The organism is Thioalkalivibrio sp. ALJ24 (assembly GCF_000377785.1).
GTDB lineage: Bacteria > Pseudomonadota > Gammaproteobacteria > Ectothiorhodospirales > Ectothiorhodospiraceae > Thioalkalivibrio.
Window position 1 is genome coordinate 84563 of record NZ_KB898727.1, and the last position, 23008, is coordinate 107570.

18 protein-coding genes and 1 pseudogene are annotated in these 23008 nt (G+C 68.2%); 9 read left to right on the top strand and 10 right to left on the bottom strand.

The window, feature by feature from the left end:
• Positions 1–13: 13 nt before the first annotated feature.
• Positions 14–865, bottom strand: coding sequence for a type II secretion system F family protein (locus tag D571_RS0106305; RefSeq protein ID WP_026287639.1), 852 nt, complete (start codon positions 863–865; stop codon positions 14–16).
• A 119-nt stretch (positions 866–984) separates the two neighbouring features.
• Here D571_RS0106305 and D571_RS14265 point away from each other — a divergent pair.
• A pseudogene (locus D571_RS14265) lies at positions 985–1163 on the top strand (glycine cleavage system protein R); the annotation flags it as partial.
• Positions 1164–1192: 29 nt separating this feature from the next.
• On the opposite strand, the gene D571_RS0106315 reads toward D571_RS14265, so the two are convergent.
• The gene (locus D571_RS0106315; protein WP_026287640.1) at positions 1193–2470 is read right to left on the bottom strand and encodes a bifunctional diguanylate cyclase/phosphodiesterase; all 1278 of its coding nucleotides are present in this window, start codon (positions 2468–2470) and stop codon (positions 1193–1195) included.
• A gap of 81 nt (positions 2471–2551) precedes the next feature.
• Positions 2552–3799, bottom strand: a complete 1248-nt coding sequence (locus tag D571_RS0106320) for an HD-GYP domain-containing protein (RefSeq protein ID WP_018935831.1) — start codon at positions 3797–3799, stop codon at positions 2552–2554.
• Positions 3800–4012: 213 nt separating this feature from the next.
• Between D571_RS0106320 and D571_RS0106325 the strand changes: the two genes are divergently transcribed.
• The 5 genes from D571_RS0106325 to D571_RS0106345 all read left to right on the top strand — a co-directional run bounded on the left by D571_RS0106325 (position 4013) and on the right by D571_RS0106345 (position 12892).
• On the top strand, positions 4013–6127 hold the full coding sequence (locus D571_RS0106325; protein ID WP_026287642.1) for a DUF1631 family protein: 2115 nt from the start codon (positions 4013–4015) through the stop codon (positions 6125–6127).
• Positions 6128–6287: 160 nt separating this feature from the next.
• Positions 6288–6611 carry a BolA family transcriptional regulator gene (locus tag D571_RS0106330; RefSeq protein ID WP_018935833.1) on the top strand — a complete coding sequence of 108 codons (324 nt, stop codon included), beginning with the start codon at positions 6288–6290 and terminating at the stop codon, positions 6609–6611.
• The gene (locus tag D571_RS0106335; RefSeq protein WP_018935834.1) at positions 6611–7798 is read left to right on the top strand and encodes an alkaline phosphatase family protein; all 1188 of its coding nucleotides are present in this window, start codon (positions 6611–6613) and stop codon (positions 7796–7798) included. Before D571_RS0106330 ends, D571_RS0106335 begins: the two co-directional genes overlap by 1 nt.
• Before the next feature lie 64 nt (positions 7799–7862).
• Entirely contained in the window at positions 7863–8171 is a 309-nt protein-coding gene (locus D571_RS0106340) for a hypothetical protein (RefSeq protein ID WP_026287643.1), read from the top strand.
• Between the two features lie 14 nt (positions 8172–8185).
• Positions 8186–12892, top strand: a complete 4707-nt coding sequence (locus D571_RS0106345; protein ID WP_018935836.1) for a DEAD/DEAH box helicase — start codon at positions 8186–8188, stop codon at positions 12890–12892.
• A 59-nt stretch (positions 12893–12951) separates the two neighbouring features.
• Here the strand turns inward: D571_RS0106345 and D571_RS0106350 are convergent, their stop codons facing one another.
• A complete protein-coding gene (locus D571_RS0106350) occupies positions 12952–13845 on the bottom strand; it encodes a PfkB family carbohydrate kinase (protein WP_018935837.1) in 894 nt (297 codons plus the stop codon).
• Between the two features lie 199 nt (positions 13846–14044).
• Between D571_RS0106350 and D571_RS0106355 the strand changes: the two genes are divergently transcribed.
• Both D571_RS0106355 and D571_RS0106360 read left to right on the top strand, forming a co-directional pair.
• Positions 14045–14455: a nuclear transport factor 2 family protein gene (locus D571_RS0106355; protein WP_018935838.1), complete on the top strand. Its 411-nt coding sequence runs from the start codon at positions 14045–14047 to the stop codon at positions 14453–14455.
• Positions 14455–14907 carry a nuclear transport factor 2 family protein gene (locus D571_RS0106360; RefSeq protein ID WP_018935839.1) on the top strand — a complete coding sequence of 151 codons (453 nt, stop codon included), beginning with the start codon at positions 14455–14457 and terminating at the stop codon, positions 14905–14907. The genes D571_RS0106355 and D571_RS0106360 overlap by 1 nt, the downstream gene beginning before the upstream one ends.
• A gap of 6 nt (positions 14908–14913) precedes the next feature.
• On the opposite strand, the gene D571_RS0106365 is transcribed toward D571_RS0106360, so the two are convergent.
• The 6 genes from D571_RS0106365 to D571_RS0106390 form a co-directional block, all read right to left on the bottom strand.
• A complete protein-coding gene (locus D571_RS0106365) occupies positions 14914–15459 on the bottom strand; it encodes a shikimate kinase (protein WP_026287644.1) in 546 nt (181 codons plus the stop codon).
• A 95-nt stretch (positions 15460–15554) separates the two neighbouring features.
• Positions 15555–17675: a type IV pilus secretin PilQ gene (gene pilQ / locus D571_RS0106370; protein ID WP_018935841.1), complete on the bottom strand. Its 2121-nt coding sequence runs from the start codon at positions 17673–17675 to the stop codon at positions 15555–15557.
• An 18-nt stretch (positions 17676–17693) separates the two neighbouring features.
• The gene (locus tag D571_RS0106375) at positions 17694–18260 is read right to left on the bottom strand and encodes a pilus assembly protein PilP (RefSeq protein WP_018935842.1); all 567 of its coding nucleotides are present in this window, start codon (positions 18258–18260) and stop codon (positions 17694–17696) included.
• Positions 18260–18844, bottom strand: coding sequence for a type 4a pilus biogenesis protein PilO (locus tag D571_RS0106380; RefSeq protein ID WP_018935843.1), 585 nt, complete (start codon positions 18842–18844; stop codon positions 18260–18262). Before D571_RS0106380 ends, D571_RS0106375 begins: the two co-directional genes overlap by 1 nt.
• A gap of 12 nt (positions 18845–18856) precedes the next feature.
• Positions 18857–19423: a PilN domain-containing protein gene (locus tag D571_RS0106385; RefSeq protein WP_018935844.1), complete on the bottom strand. Its 567-nt coding sequence runs from the start codon at positions 19421–19423 to the stop codon at positions 18857–18859.
• Positions 19420–20487 (bottom strand): pilus assembly protein PilM, encoded by a 1068-nt coding sequence (locus D571_RS0106390; RefSeq protein WP_026287645.1) that lies wholly within the window; start codon positions 20485–20487, stop codon positions 19420–19422. Before D571_RS0106390 ends, D571_RS0106385 begins: the two co-directional genes overlap by 4 nt.
• Positions 20488–20631: 144 nt before the next feature.
• Here D571_RS0106390 and D571_RS0106395 point away from each other — a divergent pair, with 144 nt between their 5' ends.
• The gene (locus tag D571_RS0106395; protein ID WP_018935846.1) at positions 20632–23007 is read left to right on the top strand and encodes a penicillin-binding protein 1A; all 2376 of its coding nucleotides are present in this window, start codon (positions 20632–20634) and stop codon (positions 23005–23007) included.
• Position 23008 lies beyond the last annotated feature (1 nt).

The window sequence follows — 23008 nt, forward strand, 5'->3', positions numbered from 1 at the left end:
ACACCTGGCCGGCTCAGACCACCAACCAGTAGCCGGTGTAGACCAGCACCAGCAGGTACACACCGCGCGGCAGCCATTCGGCCACGATCTCGCGGCGCAGGGCGAGATGCCCGTCCAGCTCGCGGGCCCGATACTGCAGCACCGCGGGCAGGCGGCCGGCCGCCTCGCCCGAGGACAACAGTCCGGGTTCGCGTTCGGGCTCCAGCATGGCCTCGCGCCGCAGCGCCTCGACCACCGGCAGTCCCTCCGCACAGGCCTTGGCCGCCGTATTCAGCCGCCGCCGAAACTCGCCGGACTCCGCCGCGGCCAGCCCCTCCAGCGCCTGATCCGCTGGCACACCGGCCCCCAGCACCGCACCCAGGTCCCGTAACAGCGCCTGCCGCCGTCCGGCCCCGGGCAGACGCCCCGGCCGCAGGCGCCAGCGCCGCCACGCCCGCAGCAGCGGGCGCCAGAAGCGAAACGCCGCCCAGACCAGCAACCCGGTCACCACCAGCGGCTGAAGCACGGCGAACAGATAACCCGATCCGTCCAGCTCGCCTCGGAACAGCGCCGGCAGTGGCGCGGCCACCAGCGCCACCACCCACAGCAGCGCCGGCAGCAGCAAGCCGGCGCGGATCCGCCGCTCGGTGTTCTCCTCGCGATGCAGCCGGTCGGCCAGCAGCCGCAGCGCGCGGTCCAGCCGCCCGGCGGTCTTCAGCGACTCCAGCAGCGGCCGTTCTTCGGGGCGGATCCATCCGGCCGCCTCCAGCGCGCGCAGGGGTTCGGCACGGCCCGGGGGCAGGCCCGCTGCCCCGCTGGCCCGTTGCCAGTCCACACCCGCCTCCAGCAGGGTCGCCAGCTCGTCCAGGTGCTGCACGCGCCTCATGTCAGCGGCGATGCACAACCGACGGGACGCAACCCGATTTCGCGCCACGCATCACTGGCATCATCAACGGCTCCCGGCATCCGAAACAAGCCTTTCAGTATAACCCTCCCCGGGGAAGCGGCATCAGTGTCGGCACCCCGGAAACCGCCTGCGAGCCCGGTTCGATGACCGCCCGGGCATGACCGAGGGTCCGGATCTGCACGCCCTGCAGGACGACCTGGAGGCCCTGGCCAACGAGTTGATGGTCGATCGCGAACGGCACGCCCCGGTACAGGAGCCATCCAGCTCTGCGGGCTGAGTGCCCGTGCCGGACGGGCAAGCCGGTTCTTACCCCGGGGCCGAGCCGGTTTCCTTGAGCACCCGTGCCTTGAAATCGGCCAGGGAGACAGGGCGACCAAGACCGGGGTGAAAGCCCTGCAAGAGATCGCAACCCAGCGCACGCAGGTGCTCGAGGGTCCCGTCGTCCTCAACCCCTTCGGCCACCAGCATCAGATCCAGATTGTGGCCAAGCATGACCATGGACTCCACGATGCGCTGATGTGAGGGGCTGGAAACCAGCTCGCGAATGAAGGTCCTGTCGATCTTGAGTTCGTCCAGCGGCATACGGAGCAACCGCTCCATGGAAGAGTAACCGGTACCGAAGTCGTCCATGGCAACCCGCAGCCCGAGATCCTTCATCCGGCGCAGAGCCTTGCGTGCCTCGGTGTCACTCTCCATGACCGCGGTCTCCGTCAGCTCGACCGTGACCCGATCCGGAGGCACCCCCCACACATCCAGCGACTGGCCGACCAGTTCCACCAGCTCGTCTTCCTTCAGGTCGCCCGCGGAGAAATTCACCGACACGCCCAGATCCGCCCCGACCTGGCGGTACTCAGCGCACTGGCGCAGGGCGGTGTTGAACACCCAGTGCGTCAACCGGGGCATCAGGTCGGTCCCCTCCGCCACACCCACCATGGTGTCCGGCCGGACCGGTCCATACCGGGGGTGGTTCCAGCGCAGCAGGGCCTCGGCCGACACCACACGTCCGGTGGACATTCCGACCTGCGGTTGATACTCCAGATAGAGCTGGCCGTCCTCGATCGCCTCGCTCAGCCGGGACCACAGATCGACCCCCTCCAGCATCTCGGTGGACGCATCGGTGGTGTATCGACGCAGGCTCGCGCGTGCGCGGCGCGCCTCTCGCACCGCCGCAAACGCCCGGGACAGCAACTGATCGGGCGGCATGGATTCAGCAGCCAGCCCCAACCCCACGCGCGGCCACAGCAAGATCTGCCGGCCTTCACAGGCAAACGGCTCGCTCAGCACACGCAGCACCTTGTGCGCCGCCAGTTCGGCAAACCCGCTTCCTCCCGCCTCGGGCAGGAAGCAGGCCAGCTGATGCCGGCCGGTAACCCCGGTCAGACCATCCGGAATTCGGGCATTCAGTGCCTTGCCGGCCCGCCGGAGCAGGGCATCCGCAACCGTGTAGCCAAAGGCGACATCCACGTCCGCCAGCCCCTCCAGCTCAACGACCACCATGGCCATGCGAGCCCCCGTTTCCCGGGCTCGCGCGGGGAACTCCCCGAGGGACCGGACAAAGTCGTGGTATTCCAGTAAGTCTGGCATGGGCCGGGTCCCGCTCGCTGTCTTGTGAGCGCCTGAGCGCCGGCACCGCCGGCTGGAGGCGAGTCAGTCAGGATGACGCTTTCAGAGATAGTAGCGTGCCGGGTCGATTCCGTAAGCGCCGGCCGGCAGACCACAGCGGATCTGCCGGCGGGCGCCCTCCGATTCCGGATCGCGGTCGGCCAGATCCAGTTCCAGCGGATCGGGATAGGGCGTGTGTGACGGATCCAGGATGCGCATGACGCGGGGCATGAACCGCTGTGCGCGCCGGTGGCTCAGTACGATCGCCACTTCGCCGTTGTCGAGTTCCACCAGACTGCCGACCGGGAACAGCCCGACGCAGTGAGTGAACTGATCCACCAGCGCCGAATTCAGGCCCCAGCGAGCGCCTTCGCGCAACTCCATCAAAGCCTCGTGCGGCGTCATGACCGGACCACCCCCGGCCAGCATCTCCTCGTAGGAGTCGGCAATGGCCGCCATGCGCGCGAAGGCATTGATCTGGTTGGCCACAAGCCCCCGCGGATAGCCGCGTCCATCCTCGCGTTCGTGATGCTGCGCGACGATCTCGTACACCCCCTCCGGAATCCCGTGGGATTGCTGCAGGATCGCCTCACCGTATTCGACATGCCGCCGAAGTTCGCGGCGCTGATCGGGCGAGAGACGCCCGCCGCGCCCGAGCAGTTCGTCCGGAAGGCGCATCTTGCCGATATCCATCAGCAGCCCCCCCAGACCGAGTATCGACAACTCGGCGCGACTCAGCCCCAGATGCCGCCCCAGCGCCAGAAGATGAACGGACACTTTCAGCGAATGGTCGTACAGCACATCACCCGAGTCGCGCAGACGGGCCAGCAACATCAGGGCATCGGGGTTGCGCTCGATACTTTCACGCAGCGCCTCGGAGGCCTCGCGCGCCAGCTCGATCCGCACGCCGGGGCTGCGCTCCAGACCGTCCCGGATCTGTTCCAGCACGCGCCCCGCAACCGTGCCGGCCTCGCGCGCCGCCGGCAATTCCTGTTCGACCGGATGCCGGTCGCGGTAGACCGTCACACCCCGGAACCGGGCCGCTTCCGTCCGCGACGTCGCCGGATCGGTCCGGACGGTGCTGCCAGGCCGGACGGGAGTCCGTGCAAGGGCTTCCGGTACACTTTTCTCCCGATCGATCCAGACCCGGCTGCAGTACCGCGCGAGCTCGTCAATATCGGCCTGGGAGCGCACCAGAAGGCCTTCGACCAGATAGGGTGTCTCCAGCCAGGGACGGTCCAGCTGACTCACATACATCCCGACTTGCAGTTCGGAGACCGCAATCTCTTCCTGAGTCAGCCCGTAGCTCATACCATTGAACCCAGCCGTCGAACCCGGCGGCTTTGCGTGTGATCCTGCTCAAATCCTAACCTTATCGTTGATCGGCCACGCCGACCACCCTGAAACCCCCTTCCTGTGCACCCATGGCCTCAGCACCCCCCGCCCGGTGCAAATTGAGACCTCCTGGGTGACAATAAGCGCAATATCACGCCCATAGCCCTCGCGGAACACCGGAGCTGATTTATGTCCCTCGACCGGGAACCCACTCTCGGAACTTCCAGTCATGGCCTCTCCCCCTCCGGCAAATGGACCGGCATGGGCGGGCTCTCGATCGTGCAACGCGAACAGCTGGCCGAGATGATCGTTCCGCGGGTGCGGGAGCATCTGAGCCGCTGCCTGGAAACCACCCGAACCGAGTGGGAGGCGGGGCGATCCTGGGGAAACTCCAGCCAGAACCCCCTGATGTGGGCCAACGACTTCCGCCTTTTCGAGCAGCGGGTTCAGGACGACTTTGGCGAAAACCTCATGGAGGATTTCCGGACAAGCGATTACCCCCCGCAATACGAATTCTCCGGCGTCACGTTCGCCGACGACGATGACGGTCTCGCCATCCTGGACGATTACCAGTCCACCCGACGGTCCCTGCGTCACCGACTCGAGGGGGCGGTACGCCAGAACCACCGCTATTCGTTCTTTGTTTTCTCGCAGGCCGCACAGGAAAAAAACCGCTTCGAATATCCCAACTGGGCCCCATGGTCCCCTCTGCACTGGTACGAACGCCTGATCGAGGTCGGCGAACTCTACTTCGGCCAGTCCGAGATGACGCTGGATCTGATGCGCTCCTATCTGGACTGCATCCAGAAAATCGGGGCACCCACGCTGGCCTTCGTGGTGGAGGCCATCGAGCAGTGCGGGCTGGTCACCACGCCGCAGGCCGACCCGGAGTCCACGGCCAATCTGCGCCGCAATTCCTCGTGGAAGCGCCTGGCCGGCGCCCGCGAATCACGGACGGAAAAGGACACCGAAAACCAGCCCGAACCCGACGCGGTCTGGCGCCCTTCGACCCGCAACGCCGACGATGCGGAAACCGTGCGCATGCCCGACACCGAGGCCGACCCGGCGCAGTGGGCCGCCTGGGCGTTGAACATGCGGCAGTCGCCCGTATTCCGGCAGGCCGGGGCAAATACGGAGGCGACGTCAAGCGGCACCCCGGTGACGGCGTTCGTGGCACCGGAGGACCGACCGGATGCGCGCGCCGATCTGGCACCCTTCATCCTCGACCTGTTGCAAGGGCTATTCGACCACATCTTTCGCGAGGTGGGCTTCAACCCTGCCGTGCGCGCCGTGATCAGCGAAATGCAGTACCCGCTGGCCACCACGGTGATCCATGATCTCGGCTTCTTCCGTGACCGTTCGCATCCCCTGCGCCTGTGGATCGGCAGCCTGATCAACGTGGCCATGCGCATCAACCCGGAATCCGGTGCCGAGAGCGAAGATGTCGAGCGCTATCTGGCACACATCCGCAAGTCCGTTGAACAGCTGCGCAATCAGGCCGACCGCCTGGACCGTGACGGTGCCGAGGTGCTGCTGAACCAGTTTCTCGACCGCGTGGAAGCCGAGGATGCGCTCTGGCATGAGCGCCAGGTCATGCAGGTCGATCTGCCCAATGCCGAGGAGTGGGCCGAACAGGCGCGCCGCAACCTGGCCCTCGCCGCACTGGAGACCGGGGCAGATCTGCCGGAATCCGCGGCAGAGGAGATCTTCCAGTCGTGGGAGACCGTACTGGCCACGGAACACGACGCCGGCGAAGCGGGCGAGGCCCTGCACCGCGTACTGCGTCAGGTCGTGCGTCACATCTGCAAGATGGCCAGCGCCGCCGAGGTGAACCCGCTCGTGGCTGAAACGAAACAGCACGCAAGTGCGGCCGGACTGGCCGAAGATCGCATCCGCGATCTGGTACAGCACCTGGGCAAGGCCCATCTTTATTGCCTGCGCGCCGGCGAGGACACCCCGCGTTTTGATCCGCGCGCCCGCCTGCGGATACGAGAATCCGTACGCTACGAGGACGACGATCCGGCCCTGGAGCAGGATCTCGACGATGACTATGTGTTCGCCGCGATCGGGCTCGACGTGGGGGACTGGTTCGAGTTCACCGATGACGAGGGCCAGAATCCCGTACGCCTGGCCCTGATCTGGCGCGGTGACGCCACGCGGCGATTCTTCTTCCTGTCGCTGGACGGCGTACACGCCCGCCGCCACAGCCTGCAGGGGGTGGCTCACGAACTTCGCGAGGGTCGCATGCACGCATTGCCGGAAGACAACCCGCTGGATGCCGTCATCGAGACACCCACCGACTGACCCCGTTCCGAAACCCGCGGGCCGCACTGCCAGAGCGAAATCGGCCGCCGGCTCGTCCACTGCAGAACGCAGCCATGCCGCCCGCGAAGGATCTGGACATGCGGGAGCGACACGTCAGACTGAGCAGGATATTCCGTCAATTGAAGCACTGGAGTCACCGATGAGCATGCAGGAGACCATTACCCGGAAGCTGGAGGAGAGCTTTACGCCCGAGCATCTGGAGGTGGTGAACGAGAGCCACATGCACAACGTGCCCCCGGGCTCGGAGTCGCATTTCAAGGTCACCATCGTCTCCGAAGACTTCCGCGACCAGAAACTCGTCGCACGCCATCGCATGGTGAACCGCACCCTCGCCGACGAACTCGCCGGCGGGGTCCACGCCCTGGCATTGCATACCCTGGACCCCGATCAGTGGTTCGAGCGCGCCGGCAAGGTAGCCGACTCCCCCCCGTGCGAGGGCGGTGACGGCGGCGCAAAGGCCTGATGTCCATCACCGAGGTCCTGCGCGCCCGCCACGACGGGCCGGGGCTGATGGACCTGCTGGGGCGCATCGAGGCGGCCCTCAATCCGGACGCGCCGGAACCTGCCGGCGCCCTGGCGGGGCTCGACCCGGCCCTGGGCCCGGATACCCACGTGGTGCTGTGGCTGATCGACGGCTTCGCCGACGACTACCGGCGGCACACCCCCCTGATGCAGGCCGACCACCACGCCACGCTGGAGACGGTGTTCCCCAGCACCACGGCCACCGCGATCACCAGCATCCTCACCGGCCGGCACCCGGCGCACCACGGGCTGCTCGGCTGGCACACCCGACTGGCCGAAACCGCGCGCACCCTGACCGTGCTGATGGCGGAGGAACGCGGCGCCGATGATCAGGCCACGCGCCTGGACCATCGCGAACTCGCCGCCCGGGTGCGACCGGACCGGCTGATCGACCGCCTTGGCTGTGCCAGCACCTTCATCGGCCCGAAGTGGATCGGCCACTCCCCCTACAACCGAATGATGAGCGAGGGTGCGGGGTTTGTCGGCTTCGACGGCATCAGCGACCTGCCGGCGCGCGTGGCCGCCCATGTACGCGCGCATCCGGGGCCGCATTTCACCTACGTCTACTGGTCGGAGCTGGATCACCTCGGCCACGAATACGGTCCCGACAGTCCCGAGGTGGAACACCACCTGAAACAGCTGGATCTCGCCTACACCGCCACCTGCGCCCAGCTCGCCGGGACCGACGCGGTGATGCTGACCACCGCCGACCACGGCATGCGCCCGGTGGAGCGCCGTCTCGATCTGCGCGAGGCCCCGGCGGTGCAGGACTGCCTGCGGCACCGCCTGACCGGCGAACCGCGCGCCGCGCTGGCCCACGTGCGCGAAGGCCGCGAAGCCGCGTTCGAGGCCGCCGTCGCGCAGAGCTTCGGCGACGATATCGCCCTGCTGCCGCGCGAGGCCTGGATGGCCGGCGACACCTTGGCCCCCACCCTCGGCCCCGGACCGGAACACCCGGAGCTGCGGGCCCGCGCCGGCGACTACCTCCTCCTGCCCGCGGCCGACGCCTACCTGGTGGACCCGCCGGCCGACGACGAAGGCCCGTTCTTCCGTGGCGCACACGGCGGGCTCTCGCCCGAGGAACGCCGCATCCCGCTGTTCCTTCGGTCGCTGGCCAATTCCCGGTAAACTGGCGCGCGGACCCGCGGAGATGACCTCCCGGGTCCCCAACGCCAACGCGAGCCGATACAAGATGAACGAGAACGACAGCCCCGAAGAGAGCTACAACAACGCCGCGCGCCGCCTGATCGACCTGGCCAACCGCCTTGCCGAGGACGGTGACGCGGTGGACACCGGCGATGTCGCCGACGGCCTGCTGGCCGGCGCGGTGCACTTCTGGCTGTACAGCCGCCAGCCCTGCGGCGACGTGCGCTGCGAGGAATGCTCGCCGTTCTCCGATGCCGAGAGCCGCCTGGCCATGCTGCACGAGCTGGTCGACGAACTGGCCCGCGACAGCGAGTACTTCCATGCCAGCACCGACACCACCGTCGGCCACGCCTAGGGAAACACTGCTCGATGAGCACGCCCTTCGGGCCGGCGACCGATGCCTGGTTCCGGGAGGCCCTGGGCACCCCCACCGCGATCCAGAGCGCCGGCTGGCCGGTCATCCGCGAAGGCCGGCACGCCCTGCTGATCGCCCCCACCGGCAGCGGCAAGACCCTGGCCGCGTTCCTCGACGCACTCGACCGGCGGATGCAGGAACAGCCCCCGGAATGGGTCCCGGATCCGGAGCACACCGCAGCAGAAATCACGCCCGGCTACCGCGTGCTGTATGTCTCGCCGCTGAAGGCGCTCGCGGCCGACGTGGAACGCAACCTGCGCGCGCCGCTGACCGGCATCACCCATACCGCCGCACGCCAGGGCCGGCCCGTCGTCACCCCGCGCGTGGACATCCGCACCGGCGACACGCCGCAGGCGGAGCGGCGGCGTCAGGCGCACGAGCCGGGCGACATCCTGGTCACCACCCCGGAATCGCTTTACCTGCTGCTGGGCTCGCGCGCCGGCGCGACCCTGGAAACGGTGGATACGGTGATCGTCGACGAAGTGCATGCCCTGGCCGGCAGCAAGCGCGGCGCCCATCTGGCGCTGTCGCTGGAACGCCTGAGCGAACGCTGCGCGCGGGATCCGCAGCGTATCGGCCTGTCCGCCACGGTGCACCCGGTCGAGGTCGCACAACAGTTCCTCGGCGGCGACCGCGAGGTGCAGGTCGTGGATGCCGCCGAAGCGCCGCGGCTGGATCTGGAGATCGTCACTCCGGAGGAGACGGCGTCCGCGTCCGACCCCGGGACTCCGGCCTCGGACCCGAACGAAACCGACGATAAGACCCGCTCCGAAGCCCCGCCGATCGCGGGCGGCTCGCTGCTCGGCCAGGCCTGGCAGCAGGGCGCGGGCCGGCAGGCAACGAGCAGCCCGCCCGGCCCGGCGGTGACGGGGCCGCAGGGCGGGCGCGCCGCCAGTCTGGAACCGCGCCTGCTGGAGGCCATCCTCGCGCATCGTTCGACCATCGTGTTCGTCAACAGCCGAGGCCTGTGCGAACGCCTGGTGCAGCGCATCAACGAGGCATGGCGGGAACGCTGCGACGAAGACAACCCGGAGGACCTGGTCGCCGCCCACCACGGCAGCGTATCGCATGGCCGGCGGGCCGAGATCGAGGGTCGGCTGAAGACCGGCCACCTGCGCGGGATCATCGCCACCAGCTCGCTGGAGCTGGGCATCGACATGGGGGCCGTGGACCTGGTGGTCATGGTCGAGTCGCCGGGTGCGGTGTCGCGCGGGCTGCAGCGGGCCGGGCGCGCCGGCCACGGGGTCGGCCAGGTGTCGCGCTCGCTGATGCTGCCGCGCTATCGCGGCGATCTGCTGGAATGCGCGGTGATCGGCCAGCGCATGCACGCCGGGGCGCTGGAACCCCTGCAGATGCCCCGTCGCCCGCTGGACGTACTGGCCCAGCAGCTGGTGGCCATGGTCTGCGAGCAGCCGCGCACGGTGGACGAGCTGCACGCCGTGGTCACCCGGGCCGCACCATGGCGCGATCTCGGCCGCGGCCTGCTGGAGGCCACCCTGGACATGCTCGCCGGCAACCTGCCCGGGACCGAACTGGCGGATCTGCGCCCGTGGCTGGCCTGGGACCGCGCGCGCGACGAGCTGACCCCGCGGCGCGGCGCGGCCATGGCTGCCCGCCTGAACGCCGGAACCATCCCCGATCGCGGGCTGTACGCGGTGCATGCCGGCGAAGGCGGCCCGCGCATCGGCGAACTGGACGAGGAGATGGTCTTCGAGCTGAAGACCGGCGAGAACCTGACCCTGGGCGCGAGCACCTGGCACGTGGAGGCGATCACCCGCGATCGCGTGCTGGTCTCGCCCGCCCCCGGCGAGGCCGGCAAGCTGCCGTTCTGGCACGGCGACGGCCCCGGCCGTCCGGTGGAACTGGGGCGCGCCATCGGCGCCGCCGCGGAGACCCTGGCGCGGCTGGAGCCGGCCGCGCGCAGCGACTGGCTCTGCCGCAACGCGCCGCTGTCGCCGGCCGCCGCCGACGAGCTCGCGGAGTACATCGGCGAGCAGATGGAGGCCGCCGGCGCGGTACCCTCCGACCGGCGCATCGTGGTGGAACGCTTCCGCGACGAACTGGGCGACTGGCGGGTGTGCATCCTGTCACCGTTCGGCGCGCGGGTGCACGCCCCGTGGGCCATGGCCCTGCAGGCGGAGCTGAGCGTCAGCGCCGAGGGCGAGGCCCAGGTGATGTACACCGACGACGGCATCGTGCTGCGGCTGGCGGATCGCGAGGATCTGCCGGATCCGGCGACGCTGTTCCCCGACCCGGACACGGTGGAGGAGCTCGTCACCCGCGAGGCGGCCGGCTCCAGCCGCTTCGCCGCGCTGTTCCGCGAGAACGCCGCCCGCGCCCTGCTGCTGGTGCGCAACCGGCCCGGACAGCGCACCCCGCTGTGGGCCCAGCGCCTGAAGGCCCAGCAGCTGCTGGCCACGGTGCAGCAGCATGCGCAGTTCCCGGTGGTGCTGGAGACCTACCGCCAGCTGCTGGCGGACGTGTTCGACATGGAGGCCCTGCGCGACCTGCTGGAGCGGGTGCAGCAGCGCGAGATCCGGGTGCACGAGGTGGAGACGCCGCGCGCCTCGCCATTCGCCCGCAGCCTGGTCTCGGCATGGGTGGCGGCGTGGATCTACGAGCAGGATGCCCCGGTGGCCGAACGCAAGGCCCAGGCGCTGACCCTGGACCGCGGGATGCTGGCGGAACTGCTGGGCCAGGCGGAACTGCGCGAGCTGATCGACCCCGGGGCCCTGGCGGCGCTGGAGGCGGAACTGGCCCGTACCGCGCCGGGCACCCGCGCCACCGACCCGGACGAACTGCACGACCTGCTGCGCCGCCTCGGCGACCGCAGCGAGGCGGAGCTGGCCGCGGCCTGCGAGGCGCCTCCCGGGCCGTGGCTGCAGCAGCTGCAGGACGGGCTGCGTGCGGTGCGCGTAAACATCGGCGGCGAGCCGCGCTGGATCGCAGCGGAGGACGCCGCACTGTACCGCGATGCCGCGGGCGTGGTGCCGCCGCCGGGTCTGCCGGGCAGCTTTCTGCAAGCGCCGGCACGGCCGCTGGAACAGCTGCTGATCCGCTACGCCCGCAATCGCGGCCCGTTCCGCGCGGAACAGCCCGCCGCCCGCTACGGTCTGCCGGAGGCCGCCGTGCGCCCGGTACTGGAGGTGCTGGAAGCGGCCGGGCGCCTGCTGCGCGGGGCGATCCGGCCCGGCAGCCACGGCGAGGAATGGTGCGATACCGACGTGCTGCGCCGGCTCAAGCGCCGCACCCTGGCGCAGCTGCGCGAGGAGGCCGCCGCGGTGGACGCCGGCACCCTGGGGCGTTTCCTGCCGCAGTGGCAGGGGATTACCCGACCGGGGCGCGGGACCGAGGCCCTGCACGAGGTGCTGGCGCAGCTGGAGGGCATCGCCCTGCCCTGGTCGGCCTGGACCGGACAGGTGCTGCCGATGCGGCTGCAGGGCTTCTCGCTGGAACAGCTGGACCTGGCCACGGCCACCGGGGCCTTTGTCTGGGTCGGCTGCGGGGCACTGGGCCAGCGCGACGGGCGGGTGATGTTCCTGCGGCGGGAACACGCCGGAGCGCTGCTGGAACCAGCGGCCGCAGCGCCCGACGCGGACGCGTGCCCGGACGCATCGACCGAGGACGGCGATTCCGGGATCGACGGCGACAGCGAGGCCCGCCTGAGGCGCGCGATCCTCGACGCCCTCGACCGGCGCGGGGCCTGCTTCTACATGGAGCTCGAGCGCGCGGCGCGCGAGGCCGTACCCGAGGCCCCGGCGGCCGCCATCGAGGCGGCGCTGTGGGACTGCGTATGGTCCGGCCTGATCACCAACGACACGGTGGCCCCGCTGCGTGGCCTCGGCCAGCGCGGGCGATCCACCGCGACGCGCGGCCGCCGGGGGCCCGGACGTGGCGCCGGACGGGGTGCCGGCAGGGGGCCGGATCGGGGGCAGGCAGGCATCGCGGGCGGACGCTGGTCGCGGGTGAGCGATCTGGTGGACCCGACCATCGAGATCACCGAACGCGCCCGCGACCGCACCGAGGTGCTGCTCGCGCGCTACGGCGTGGTCAGTCGCGAGATGGCGCGGGCGGAGGAGTCGCCGGGCGGGTTCGGTCGCATCTATCCCGTGTGCCGCGCGATGGAGGACGCCGGCAAGCTGCGACGCGGGCATTTCGTCGAGGGGCTGACGGGGGCCCAGTTCGCGCGCGCCGGCGTGGTCGACCGACTGCGTTCGCTGGAGAGCTCCGGGTCCGGCGCCAGTGAAGCCGACGAGGCGTGCTGGCTGGCGGCCGTGGATCCGGCCCAGCCCTGGGGCTCGCTGCTGGCCTGGCCCGAGCCGCCCCCGGGTGCGCAGCGGCGGCTGCGTCGCGTCGCCGGCGCGCTGGTCGCGCTGGTGGACGGGCGTCCCGCGATCTACCTCACGGCCTCCGGGCGACAGCTGTTCATCTGGCCGGCCGATGTCACGCGCATCGAGCCGGCCGACTGGGAACACCGCATCGTCGGCGCTTTGCGCGGGCTGATGGCCGGGCCCTGGCTGCCACGCCGCCGGGGCACCACCGTGGAACAAATCAACGGCCAGCCCGCCCGCCAGTCGCCATGGGCCGAATCCCTGCAGACCGCCGGGGCCCGCGGCGAGGTCCGCGGGCTTCGGCTGGAGCCGACCCGGCCGGTGCGATGATCCCGCAGGACCGGGGAGGCCGCGGCTCGCCCCGGATCGGGTCCGAACCAGCCCCGGCGTCAGGCCCGGGCCAGCCCTTCGAGGCCGTCCTGCGCCAGCTTGCGTTCGGCCAGACGCACGGCGGCGACCAGGGCACGCTCCGGCGGCTCCCCGGAGGCGATGGCGTCGATCAGCCCGGCGTTGAAGGCGTCCCCGGCGCCCACACTGTCGATCACCGTGAGCCCCGGCGTCGGCGCGCAGTGCTCCACGCGGCCGCGGAACCCGATCCAGGCACCGGCGGGGCCGCCGGTGACGGTGATGATGGCCTCCGGGTGTTCCTCCATCAGGGCCCGCAGGGCCGCCTCGCAGCCCGCCGCCGGCTCGTCGCCGACCCCGAGGCCCTCAGCTCGCGCCTGCGCCCAGTCGCGCGAGACCATCAGGATGTCGGCGAACGGGATGCAGGCCTCCAGCCCGTCGCGGGGCTTCTCCAGCTCCAGCGAGACCGGGGCGTCGTACACGCAGTCGCGCACCGTGGCCAGTACCCGGGCCAGGACCTCCGGGTTGCGTCCCTCGAAATGCAGCCAGTCGTATTCCTCCCAGGCGACGCCGCGCAGGTCCTCCGCCGCCAGTTCGGGCAGATCACGATGATGCACGATGGTGCGCGAACCCGTGTCGCGGGCGCGCAGGATATGCGAGGTCGGCGTCGCCCCCGGCCGGCGGACCAGATGGCCATCCGGGATGCCCCGCTCGCGCAGACGCCGGATCAGGTCGTCACCGGCGGCCCCGTCCGCCACCACCGCGGCCAGTTCCGGCCGGTGCCCGAACTGCGCCAGCAGAACGGCGGTGTTCGCCGCGTTGCCACCGGGCCGGGTGCGACTCGCGACCGCGCGCACCTCGGCGTCCTCGGCGGGATAGGTAGCGACATCCAGTACGTGATCAAGGGTGACGATGCCGGTGGTCAGGATGCGGGCCATGGGCAGGGCTCCGTTCGCGTTGGGCGGGGTCGCATGGACGCGTCATTGTGACGGTCACCGCCGCAGGCGACCAGCACCGCCGGGGTTCGCCGTATCCTCAACGGTGCGGTTACTGGCAGAATTCGCCGCGAGCGCCCGGCACTGCAAGAATTCCGATCCAGGATCGCCCCGGGCGGGCGCAACAAAGGACAGGATGGCCATGGCGAAGTTTTCCTCCCCCGAAGCCGCCGAAGAAGCTTTTTACGGCGCGTTCGAAGCCGGTGACCCGGAGGCCATGCGCGCGGTCTGGATGGACGGGCCTGATTGCGTGTGCATCCATCCCGGCGGTGAGCGCCTGCAGGGGATCGAACTGGTGATGGACAGTTGGGACGATATCCTCGTGAACATGGAAGACACCGTGATCCGGCGCTCCGGTCGCAGCGTCTTCGCCGGCGAAGGGCTGGTCACTCACGCCCTGCACGAGCACCTGTACATGGGCGGCGAGCTGCGCGGTGTCGTGCTCGCGACCAATGCCTACCGCTTCGACGGCCGGAGCTGGCGCATGGTGCTACACCACGCCAGTCCCGACCCGGCCACCCGGGCGCGCCGCAACCGCCGGAGTGTCCACTGATGGCGGGGGATGCCGTTGAGGCCTGCATGGCTGCCTACTACCGGGCGTTCCGCGAGGCGGACATCGAACGCATGATGGATCTGTGGGCCGACCGGCCGGACATCATCTGCATTCATCCCGGCAGCCCCCGGGCGCACCGCGGCACCACCGAAGTCATGGAAAGCTGGCTGCTGGTGTTTTCGCGCGAGCTGAACATCGGCATCGAGCCCCGGGTCGTGGGACGATGCGAGGGTGCCGACAGTCTCGGGCTGGTGATCGAAGAGGCCATCACCCGCCCGGGCGATGTCGCCCCGACCGGTACCCTGCTGCTCAGCCAGACCTGGCGCCGGACGGCCGATCAGGGACCCGGAGAGTGGCGGCTGATGTTTCATCACGCCTCCCACGGGCGACGGGCCAACCCGGATCCGCAGGGCGTCTTCATGCCGGACGGAGGCGGCCAGACCCGCCACTGATGCCGACTATTCCGTCCCTGTGCGCGGCTCGCACAGATCCGGGCGCTTCATCCGCAGGGCCGAACATACGCCGTTGACCGCATCGCGCACCCGGCGCCCGTGGCCCTCGAGGACCATGTCCGCCACCTCCTGGTAAAGCGGATCACGCCGCTCGAACAGCGCCTGCAGCCGCGCCCGGGGGTCCTCCGCCTGAGTGAGCAGCGGCCGGTTCCGGGTCCGGCGCGTACGGCGGAACTGCTCCTCCACCGGCACCCGCAGGTAGATCACGAACGCATCCCGCAGGCGTTCACGGTTCTCCGGGCGTTCCACGATCCCGCCCCCGGTGGCCAGCACAATGCCCTCGCTCTCCAGCAACGAGTCCAGAACCGCACTCTCGCGCCGGCGGAAACCCTCCTCGCCCTCGAACTCGAAGATCGTCGGGATATCGACCCCGGTACGCCTGCGGATCTCGTCATCGGTGTCGTGGAACGGACGGCGCAGCAGGCCTGCCAGTCCACGCCCGATCGTGCTCTTGCCGGCCCCCATGGGCCCCACCAGGACTATGTTTTGCATGCAGGCAGGCTACCGGGAGTCCGGGCCAAAAAAAACCCGGGATCCGTGGACCCCGGGTTCGCTGGCACCCCGGCGCAGGGCCGGGAGCTGGCGCATCAATCGAGGATGCGCGGCGTCACGAAGACCAGCAACTCCGCCTTCTGCTCGGAACTGGAGCGGTTGCGGAAGAAGTTCCCCAGGAACGGGATGTCCGCCAGGAACGGAACCTCCTGCACCTGCTCCGAGCTGTCGATCTCGTACACCCCGCCGAGGACCACGGTTTCGCCGTCACCCACGAAGACCTGGGTCTCCACCGCGCGGCGGTTGATGGTCACGTCATCGAAGACCACGTCACCCGGCTCATCCTTGGTCACGCGGATATCCATGATCACGTTGCCATTGGGCGTGATCTGCGGAGTCACCTCGGTCGCCAGATAGGCCTCGACCAGCTCGGTATTCGGGTTCCCGGCCTCGTCCTGAACGATGATCGGGATATCCTGACCCTGCTCGATCAGCGCTGGTTGACCGTTGGTGGTCACCACACGCGGCGAGGAGATGATCTCGCCACGACCCTCGGCCTGCAGAGCGGACAGCTCCAGGTCCAGCAGGAGACCGCGCCGCAGGATACTGAAGCCGAACTCCCCGCGGTTGGCGGCATCCGCCGGCAGGGACGAACCCAGGCGGTCGGCAAGAGCCGCATCCGCGGGCGACCCGCCGCGGGCGGCATCGGCGCCATCAATAGACCCGGTGCCGGCAGCCTCGGTCTGCCCCCGGGTGCGCGTTCCCGTCACTCCGAAACGTGCCCCCAGGTCACGGTTAAAGCTGTCCTCGGCGATCACGATCCGCGTCTCGACCAGAACCTGCTGCACCGGCACATCCAGGCTGCGCACCAGTTCGCGGACATCCTCGATGCGGTTCTGCGTATCCTGCACCAGCAGGGTGTTGGTCCGGCTGTCGATCGTCATGCTGCCGCGCTCGGACAGGAAGCGGTCTTCTTCGCCCCGGATCAGTTCGGCGATCTGATTCGCCTGCGCGAAATTGATCTGGATGAACTCCGTGCGGAGGGTCTCCAGTTCCTCACGGTCACGCTCCGCCTCCATGCGCTGACGTTCGCGCGCCGCGATCTGCTCCGCCGGGCCGACGAACAGCACGTTGCCTTCCATCCGCTTGTCCAGGCCACGGGACTGCATGATGATGTCCAGGGCCTGATCCCACGGCACGTTGTTCAGCCGCAGGGTGATATTGCCGCCCACGTCATCGCTGACCACGATGTTCAGGTCGGTGAAGTCGGCCAGCAGCTGGAGCACCGAACGCACTTCGATGTCCTGGAAGTTCAGCGACAGGCGCTCACCCGTGAATTCCCGTTCCTCTTCCTCACGCGCCTGGCGTTCGGCCTCGGTCAGCGGGGCGACCTCGAGCACGTATTTCCGGTCGCTCTGGTAGGAGACCACCTCATACTCGCCCTCGGTAGCGACCTCCAGCCGCACCCGATCTCGTTCGGCCACGGTGTCGATGGTCCTCACCGGAGTGGCGAAGTCGACGACGTTGAGGCGGCGTTCCAGTTCCTCGTCGATCTGCGCCCGGTCGAACTGAAGCTCGATCCGACCCGCCTGTTCGCGCACATCCACCGAGGCGCCACTGCGCGAAAGATCGATCTCCACACGGCCTTCACCCTGATCACCGCGGCGGAAATCGATGTCGGTCAACTCCAGCGGCCGGGCCGAACGGGTGGTGCGAGGCTCAGTCTCCCCGACGCGCTCGGCGACGGCCTCATCCTCGGCATCGGCCTCGGTGACGCCGCGCCCGAGGGTGACGATCAGGTTGTTACCGTCCACCCGGGTCTGGTATTCGGAGGGCTGGGTCAGTCCCAGCACCACGCGGGTACGCTCCCCCGATTCCACGGCCGTGGCCTCCAGCAGGGGCCCGACATTGAACTCCTTCTGCCGGTCTCGCAGCGCACTGCCAACTTCGGGCAGATCGAAGGCGATCCGCGGCGGCGAGTCGATCGCGAAGGCGCGGATATCCTCCGGCGGCGTATCCGAGAACTGCAGGTTCACCTGAATGCGGTCCCCGCTGATACTCGCGGCCCGAATGTCTTCAAGCTCCTGGGCGGAAACGCCCTGGGACGCCATGAACAGCAGTCCCGCCATGACGGAGCCTGCCAGTACGCGCATGGAAGATCCCATGTTCAGTCCCCTGTTGCTGTTGCCGGTTTTGAGCCGCGCTTTGATGTCCATAATGGTTCTCCCGGGATCCTAGCGATCATCGCCCCGTCGCAGGGCAATCGAATTCTCGCGTTCCTCGTGTCCGCCGAAGGCGTCCGGCACGACCTCCACGAGTTCGATGCGCGTGGGCGTGATCTCGACGACCTGCCCGTGGTTCTCCCCCATCCAGTTGCCCACCGCGACCTGATGGACCGAACGGTCCGGAGTCCGCACCAGGGCGAGCTGCATGTCGTCCCGTTCCAGGGTGCCTACCATGGTGAGCGAATCGAGGGGGTAGCTTTCGAGGTACTCGCGCGGGCGATCAGGATCGATTTCCGCATCGCCCGGCTCGCCTTCCTCCTCAGCGACCCGGGGCTGTTCGATCACGCTGGAATCGAAGGGAGAGCGGGTATGACCGGGATAGATGTAGGGTTCGTGGGGCTCGAGGGTCGGGATCGGTTCGATACCCGCACCGGGTCGCTCGTGCACCTCCGCGATGTAACTGTGCAGGTCACTCTTCTCCTGCGCGCAGCCTCCGAGAAAGCCGGCGCCAAGGATCGCGATGGCGAGCACTCGTACCCGCGTCCGCACCCGGGGGCTGACAGAGATCCGACTCATCAGTTGTCCTCCAGATAGCGGTAGGTCCGTGCCTCGGCGTTCATCGTCAGGTCAAAGTCCGAGTCGCCGGCGCGCTGGATACGCATGTCATGCATGGTGACGACGCGCGGCATTGAGGAAACACCGCTGACGAATTCGGCCAGTTCCTCGTAGTCACCGCGCAGCCGCAGCCGGATCGGCACCTCGGCGTAGAAATCCTGGTCGCGATGCGAACGCGGCTCGAACAGCTCGATCTCAAGCCCGGTCTGCAGCGCGGTCTGGGACACATCGACCAGCAGGCTGGGGATCTCCGCGCTGGTCGGCAGCAGTTCGAGCAGCTCGACGAACATGTCTTCCATTTCCGCAAGCTGCTCGCGGTAGTCGTCGAGATTGGCCGCGCGCTGCTGCTTGTCCTCGAATTCGTCGCGCAGCATCTGTTCCTCGGCCTCGGCCCGCTCCAGCGCATCAAGCTGGTCATCGATCACCAGATAGTAGGCGAGGCCCAGGATGACCGCGATGATGACGAGCAGCAGGAAGCCCTTGACGACCCAGGGGGCCTCGCCGATGTTGTTGAGATCGATTTCTTTGAGATTGTTCAGATCCATGGGGCCATCTCCCTAGTCGCCGTTGTCCGAGCCGTTGTCCGGTCGGGTCTGCTCGGCATCAAGGCGGAAGTCACGCACCCGGACCTGGCCCTCGTCCCGGGTTTCGATAATCTGCAGATCGGAGTTCCCAAGCCACGGCGATTCATCGAGATTGCGCATCAGGGCGGAGATCCGGGTATTGGATTCCGACAACCCGCGGATGCGGACGCGCGAGCCCTCCTGACTGATCTCGTTGACATAGGTGCCATCCGGCAGGGTCTCGACCATCTGGTCGAACAGGTGGACGGCCTCGGGGCGCTGTGCCTGCAGGGTCTGAATGACCTCCATACGCGCGATCAGGTCCTCACGCTTTTGCTCCAGGTCCTCGATCTCGGCGATCTTGCGATCAAGCTCCCGAATCTCTTCCTCCAGGATCTGATTGCGATCTTCCTGATGCTCGATCTGTGAGTCCACGAACATGTACGCACCAAAGGCCATCGCGGCGCCGATCACGGCCGCCACGCCCGCGGAGACGAAGAACTGCTTGCGCCGCTGCTCGCGGGCGCGTTCACGCCAGGGAAGCAGGTTAATGTTAATCATGAGGTATGCCCCCGCAGTGCCAGACCACAGGCCGTCAACAGGGCCGGCGCATCATTGGTGAAGCGCTGCTGATTGATTCGCCGTGCCAGAGCCATCCCGCGGAAGGGGTTGGCCACCGAGACCGGGGTGGAGGTCACCTCCTCGAGCATCTCGTCCACGCCGGGGATGGCCGCGCATCCACCGCCCAGAAGCACGTGATCGATGGTGTCCTGCGGGCGCGTGACATAGAAGTACTGAAGCAGACGCTGGATCTGGTCCATCATCGTCTGCTTGAACGGCTCCAGGACCTCGCCGACATAGTCGGCGGGCAGGTCGCCGCTCATCTTGGCGGAACCGGCCTCCTGGTAGCTCATGTTGTAGCGGCGCATGATCTCCTCGGTGAGCATGCGACCGCCGAAGTTCTGCTCGCGGGTGTAGACGACGCCCTCGGTCTGGGACACGACATAAACCGCGGTAACCGACGAACCGACATCGACGATCGCGATCATCGGTTTGCTCTCGCGGTCGGGGATCTGCTCCCTCAGCCGTTCGGCTGCGTGCTCTATGGCGTAGGCCTCGACGTCGACGAGCTCCACCGACAGCCTGGCGGCCTCGGCGATGGCGATGCGCGATTCGACGTTCTCGCGCCGCGACGCGACGACGAGGACGTCCCTCATCTGCGGGTTCTTCTCGTTGGGCCCCAGGACCTGGAAGTCGAGATTGACCTCGTCGAGGGTGTAAGGGATGTACTGATCGGCCTCGACGAACACCTGCCCTTCCAGCTCGGCGTCACTGAGCGAAGCGGAGAGCTGGATGGTCTTGGTGATCACGGCCGAGGAAGGCACGGCCATCGCGCATTGCTTGAGCCGGGAACCCGAGCGCTTCACCGCGCGTCCAAGTGCTGCACCGACCGCCTCGGTGTCCTGGCAGACCTTGTCGACCATGACACCGTCCGGGAGCGGTTCGACGGCAAACGCCTCGACCCGATATCCCTTTCCATGTCGACCGAGCTCGAGCACCTTGACGGCCGCCGAACTGACATCAACGCCCAGCAGGGCGGGCCTGGATTTTCCGAGAGTCAGCACACATCCCCCTGTATACCCCGATGATTGCAGCTGGTAGCGTTACAATCTCGAAATGCTAGACATTGTTTAATATACATTACGTTTTCAGGGTTGCAAATTGCTTTGAAGGCAATCCTTCACCTTCGCCCCACAAAATTTAGAGTCATGCACCGTATTGTGAAGCTTGTCACCGCTCTGGCGGCGGTAACCCTGACCCTGGTGATCGCCGGCTCGGCGGCGCTGCTGGGCCTGTACGCGTATTACGCCCCGACCTTACCGGAAGCCGAGGCGGTGCGCGAGGTCCGCCTGCAGACGCCGCTCCAGATCCGTGCGGCGGACGGCAGCCTGATGGGCGAATTCGCCGACGAACGCCGCATTCCGCTGGAGATCGACGAAATTCCCGAGCCGGTGATCCAGGCATTCCTGGCCGCTGAAGACGAGCGTTTCTTCCAGCACCCCGGGATCGACGTATTCGGACTTGCGCGGGCTGCCGTCAATCTCGTCAGTACCGGCGAGAAAACCCAGGGCGGCAGCACCATCACCATGCAACTGGCCCGCAACATCTTTCTGACGCGCGACCGCACCTACGAACGCAAGCTGCGCGAGATTTTCCTCGCGGTGCGGCTGGAGCAGGAGCTCGACAAGGAAGAGATCCTGGAACTCTATCTGAACAAGATCTACCTCGGTCAGCGGGCCTACGGGGTCGAAGCCGCGTCTCGGGTGTACTTTGGCCGCTCGCTGGACGAGCTGGAGATCGACGAGATCGCGATCCTCGCTGCCCTGCCCAAGGCGCCCTCCACCACCAACCCGGTCACCAGCCCGGAGCGCGCCCGCATCCGCCGCGACTATGTCCTCGGACGCATGCTGGACACCGGCGCCATCTCCACCGAAGAGTACGAACGCGCGATCGAACGCCCGGTCGCCTCGGAACGCCACACGGCGCAGACCGAGGTCGACGCGCACTGGGTGGCGGAGGACGCACGTCGGATCGTGGTCAACCTGTGGGGTGACGAGGCCTACCGGCGGGGGCTGCAGGTCCATACCACCATCGACCCCGGGCATCAGGAGGCCGCCAACCAGGCATTGCGCGAGGGCTTGCTGGAATATGACGAGCGTCACGGTTATCGCGGCCCGGAAACTCGCCTGAGCGAAGAACAGATGGCCTCAGCGGACTCGCGTGAACGCGCGCTGCGGGCGATCGGTGTGCACGGGCGCCTGCTCTACCCCGTAGTGGTCATGGAAACCGGTGAAGACGGCCACGTCCGCGTCGACGGCGGTCGTATTGGCGAACTGGAGCTGGAACCGGAGAGTCTGGAGTGGGCGGACACTCCGGTCTTCGAACGCGGCGACGTCATCCGCATCCGCCCGCACGACACCGCTCCCTGGCGCCTGGCACAGAAACCGGAGGTCACCGGTTCGCTGATCGCACAGGCGCCACAGGACGGTGCGATCCTGGCCCTCGCCGGGGGCTTCGACTTCTTCGAGAACCACTACAACCGTGCGGTTCAGGCACGTCGCCAGCCGGGCTCGGCCTTCAAGCCGCTGGTCTACGCCCTGGCCTTGCGCGAGGGGTACCGTCCCGGCAGCACCCTGGTGGACGCTCCGATGGTCTTCGACGACCCGGCACTGGGTGCCGAATGGCGACCGCAGAACTACTCGCGCCAGTTTCAGGGCGACACCCCGATGCGCAGCGCCCTCGCGCATTCGCGCAACCTGGCCTCCATCCGCCTGCTGGACAATATCGGGGTGGAAAGCACCCATGATCAGCTGACCCGCTTCGGCCTGGACCCGGAGCGCCAGCCGCGTAACCTTTCAATGGTGCTGGGCACCGGTGAGGTGACCCCCCTGCAGCTCAACAACGCCTATGGCGTATTCGCCAGCGGCGGCCGGCTGAACAGCCCGTGGATCATCTCGCGCATCGAAACCGTCGACGGCGAGCTGCTGTACCAGGCTCCGGCCGAACGCAGCTGCGAAACGCCCTGCGAGAACCCGCCGGGACAGGATCTGACCCTTTCGACCGGCGAAGCCGTGCTGCAGCACCGTGACCCGGCCCCGGTGATGGAACCCGGGGTCGCCTGGCAGATGGGCCAGATGCTGCGCCACGTGATCGAGGCCGGAACCGGTCGCCGCGCGCAGGCACTCGGCCGCTCCGATCTGGCAGGCAAGACCGGGACGACCAACAGCTATCGCGACGCATGGTTCGCCGGCTTCAACGACGATCTGGTGGCGACTTCCTGGATCGGTTTCGACGACAACCGGGAACTCGGCCGACGCGAAAGTGGCGGTCGCGCTGCACTGCCCATCTGGACCCGCTTCATGAGCAACGTGCTCGCCGACGCCGAGGAAAGCCCGCTCGAACGGCCGGACGATCTGGTGCGGGTCGGCATCCTGCCGGACGGCGGCCGCGCCTCCGACCCCAATGACGGGCGAGCCACGACCGAGTGGCTCTTGCCGCAGCAGATGCCCGAGCGCGGGCGTGACACCGGCGGGGGTGACGGTGACCGCAACGGTTCAGCCCAGCAACCCGAATCGGTGTTCTGAG

Coding starts and splice junctions, on each gene's coding strand:
- D571_RS0106320 (WP_018935831.1), bottom strand. CDS start 3,799: ATGAGCTACGGGCTGACTCAGGAAGAGATTGCGGTCTCCGAACTGCAA.
- D571_RS0106335 (WP_018935834.1), top strand. CDS start 6,611: ATGTCCATCACCGAGGTCCTGCGCGCCCGCCACGACGGGCCGGGGCTG.
- D571_RS0106395 (WP_018935846.1), top strand. CDS start 20,632: ATGCACCGTATTGTGAAGCTTGTCACCGCTCTGGCGGCGGTAACCCTG.
- D571_RS0106350 (WP_018935837.1), bottom strand. CDS start 13,845: ATGGCCCGCATCCTGACCACCGGCATCGTCACCCTTGATCACGTACTG.
- D571_RS0106355 (WP_018935838.1), top strand. CDS start 14,045: ATGGCGAAGTTTTCCTCCCCCGAAGCCGCCGAAGAAGCTTTTTACGGC.
- D571_RS0106360 (WP_018935839.1), top strand. CDS start 14,455: ATGGCGGGGGATGCCGTTGAGGCCTGCATGGCTGCCTACTACCGGGCG.
- D571_RS0106330 (WP_018935833.1), top strand. CDS start 6,288: ATGAGCATGCAGGAGACCATTACCCGGAAGCTGGAGGAGAGCTTTACG.
- D571_RS0106385 (WP_018935844.1), bottom strand. CDS start 19,423: ATGATTAACATTAACCTGCTTCCCTGGCGTGAACGCGCCCGCGAGCAG.
- D571_RS0106365 (WP_026287644.1), bottom strand. CDS start 15,459: ATGCAAAACATAGTCCTGGTGGGGCCCATGGGGGCCGGCAAGAGCACG.
- D571_RS0106345 (WP_018935836.1), top strand. CDS start 8,186: ATGAGCACGCCCTTCGGGCCGGCGACCGATGCCTGGTTCCGGGAGGCC.
- D571_RS0106340 (WP_026287643.1), top strand. CDS start 7,863: ATGAACGAGAACGACAGCCCCGAAGAGAGCTACAACAACGCCGCGCGC.
- pilQ (WP_018935841.1), bottom strand. CDS start 17,675: ATGGACATCAAAGCGCGGCTCAAAACCGGCAACAGCAACAGGGGACTG.
- D571_RS0106375 (WP_018935842.1), bottom strand. CDS start 18,260: ATGAGTCGGATCTCTGTCAGCCCCCGGGTGCGGACGCGGGTACGAGTG.
- D571_RS0106315 (WP_026287640.1), bottom strand. CDS start 2,470: ATGCCAGACTTACTGGAATACCACGACTTTGTCCGGTCCCTCGGGGAG.
- D571_RS0106305 (WP_026287639.1), bottom strand. CDS start 865: ATGAGGCGCGTGCAGCACCTGGACGAGCTGGCGACCCTGCTGGAGGCG.
- D571_RS0106325 (WP_026287642.1), top strand. CDS start 4,013: ATGTCCCTCGACCGGGAACCCACTCTCGGAACTTCCAGTCATGGCCTC.
- D571_RS0106380 (WP_018935843.1), bottom strand. CDS start 18,844: ATGGATCTGAACAATCTCAAAGAAATCGATCTCAACAACATCGGCGAG.